Source organism: Anaerosporobacter sp., from assembly GCF_031551385.1.
In the GTDB taxonomy this organism is placed as follows: domain Bacteria; phylum Bacillota; class Clostridia; order Lachnospirales; family Lachnospiraceae; genus Anaerosporobacter.
This window is the reverse complement of record NZ_JAVBNS010000083.1, coordinates 1-2509: the sequence shown is the minus strand read 5'-3', so window position 1 is coordinate 2509 and position 2509 is coordinate 1. Positions and strand designations below refer to the sequence as shown.

At 35.2% G+C, this 2509-nt stretch carries 2 protein-coding genes; both read left to right on the top strand.

The window, feature by feature from the left end; genetic code table 11:
* The first annotated feature begins 98 nt into the window (after positions 1–98).
* Positions 99–1334 (top strand): tetratricopeptide repeat protein, encoded by a 1236-nt coding sequence (locus RMR19_RS07930; RefSeq protein WP_310602958.1) that lies wholly within the window; start codon positions 99–101, stop codon positions 1332–1334.
* A gap of 173 nt (positions 1335–1507) precedes the next feature.
* Positions 1508–2509 (top strand): DNA repair protein RadA (gene radA / locus RMR19_RS07925; protein WP_310602957.1); only part of this gene is annotated, 1002 nt, incomplete at its 3' end.

Genomic DNA, 2509 nt, shown 5'->3' with positions numbered 1-2509 from the left:
AAGAATCCGAAAATACAGAAAATAACGAGGAAATTACACCAATTTCCGAATAATTTAGTATTTTTACCGCATTAAAATAACTGTTTAAATTTATGATAATGAAAAAATTAGTGTTCACAGTTGCATTATGCTTTGTTGTAGGGATGACATTTGCTCAGAAAAAGGCTATTAGTGCTGCTAAAAATGAAATTAAAAGTGATAAGCCTAATATTGAGGAAGCCAGAAATTTGATCAAGGGGGCTATGGAAAACCCTGAGACAAAAGACAATGCTGAAACTTATTATGTAGCCGGTTTAATTGAAAATAAACAATTTGACATTGAAAAAATCAAGGAAGCATTAGGCCAAAAACCTAATGACGCTGTAATGTACAAAAGTTTAGGAGCAATCTTACCGTATTTTCTTAAGGCAGATCAACTTGATCAATTGCCTGACGAAAAAGGTAAAGTGAAACCTAAATTCAGAAAAGACATGAAATCATATCTTTCTGCCAACCATCCATATTATCGTAATGGAGGAGTTTATTATAATGATCAAAAAGATTTTAAAGAAGCGTATAACTTCTTTATGACTTATCTTGAAATCCCAAAACTTCCTATGTTTGAAGGAGATAAGTTAATGGCTGCTTCTATGCAGGATTCTGCATACCTTGAAATTAAATATTATGCAGCAATTATTGCATCTCAACTAGGTGATGATGATGGGCATAAAAAAGCAATTGCATTGTATGAAAGTCTGAAAAATGAAGGTTTCAAGCAAAATGAAGTGTATCAATATCTTTGCTATGAATATGAGCAAACAAAAGATACAGTTAATTTGGTGAAAACTCTTAAAGAAGGTGTGAAATTATTTCCGGACGAACAATATTACTCGCTTAGCTTGATTAATCAATATATCTTTGCTAATCAGAATGATGTAGCTATTGAATATCTGAATGAAGCAATTGCAAAAAAACCGAATGATGCTCAATTACTTGATGTTCTCGGACGCATTTATGAAAATAAAGGAGAGATTGAAAAGGCTATCGGATATTTCCAAAAAGCATTGGAGATAAATCCTAATTATGATGAAGCTCAGAGAGATATGGGACGTATTTATTACAACCGTGCAGTTGAAGCTCAGGCTGCTGCAAGTAGTATTTCTGACAATAAATTATACAATGAAGCAATTACGAAAGTTAAAGATTTGTTCAAGCAAGCTTTACCATATTTCGAAAAAGCTCACGAATTGAAACCTGATGATAGAGAATGTATGAATACTTTGAGAAGTATTTATTATGTCCTAGGTATGGGTGAACAGTTGGAAAAAATTGAAAAAGAAATTAATGGCAAGTAATTGCCATTAATTAAAAAAGCGCAATAAAAAATACCGCCAATTTAGGCGGTATTTTTTATTCAATATTGTTTAAATATAATTACTATTATGTTTAATAGTAAGCAGAAGTAAAAATTTCATGACCGACTTTGATATCTCTTTCAAAGCTATTATCTTTGTTAAAAAAATAAATTATGGCAAAAACCAGAACAGCATACGTTTGTAACAACTGTGGCAATGATTCTCCGAAATGGCTCGGAAAATGTCCGGTTTGTAATGAATGGAACACTTATGTGGAACAGATTATAGCTCCTAAATCAAATTCAGGAACATCCTTACAACATTCTCACGAGACTCCGGCGTCCAAGCCCCTGTTGTTGAGCGAAATAAATACTAGCGACGAGATTCGCATGAATCTGATCGACGAAGAATTTAACCGGGTTTTAGGCGGTGGATTGGTTCCCGGGTCCTTAGTTTTGATTGGCGGAGAACCAGGAATCGGAAAATCAACTCTGGTATTACAAACAGTATTGAGGCTGACAAATTATAAAACATTATATATCTCCGGTGAAGAAAGCGCTAAACAGCTGAAATTGAGGGCTGAACGTATCGGATATGATAATTCTAAATGCTTAATTGTTTTCGAAACATCTCTGGATCAGATATTTACACACATTAAGAATACAACTCCGGATTTGGTCGTAATCGATTCTATTCAAACGGTTTTTATAGAAAATATAGAATCTTCTCCGGGAAGTGTTACCCAGGTACGGGAATGTGCAGCTTCTATCCTCAAATTTGCCAAAGAAACGGGTACCCCTGTCCTACTCATCGGACACATCAATAAAGAAGGCAGTATTGCAGGGCCTAAAGTACTGGAACACATAGTGGATACAGTCCTTCAATTCGATGGAGATCAGCATTATATGTACCGGATTCTCCGAAATATCAAAAATCGATTTGGAAGTACTTCTGAATTAGGGATTTACGAAATGAAGCAAAATGGTTTACGTGAGGTCAGTAATCCTTCCGAATTATTACTAACCCAGAACCATGAAGGTTTAAGCGGGGTTGCTATTGCAGCTGCTGTTGAAGGTATTCGTCCATTTCTAATTGAGACACAGTCACTTGTGAGTACAGCTGCTTATGGTACTCCGCAACGAAGCGCTACCGGATTCGATATTCGCAGGATGAAT

Bases quoted from the DNA above. Each gene is read 5' to 3' on its own strand.
- RMR19_RS07930 (WP_310602958.1), top strand. From the start codon at position 99: ATGAAAAAATTAGTGTTCACAGTTGCATTATGCTTTGTTGTAGGGATG.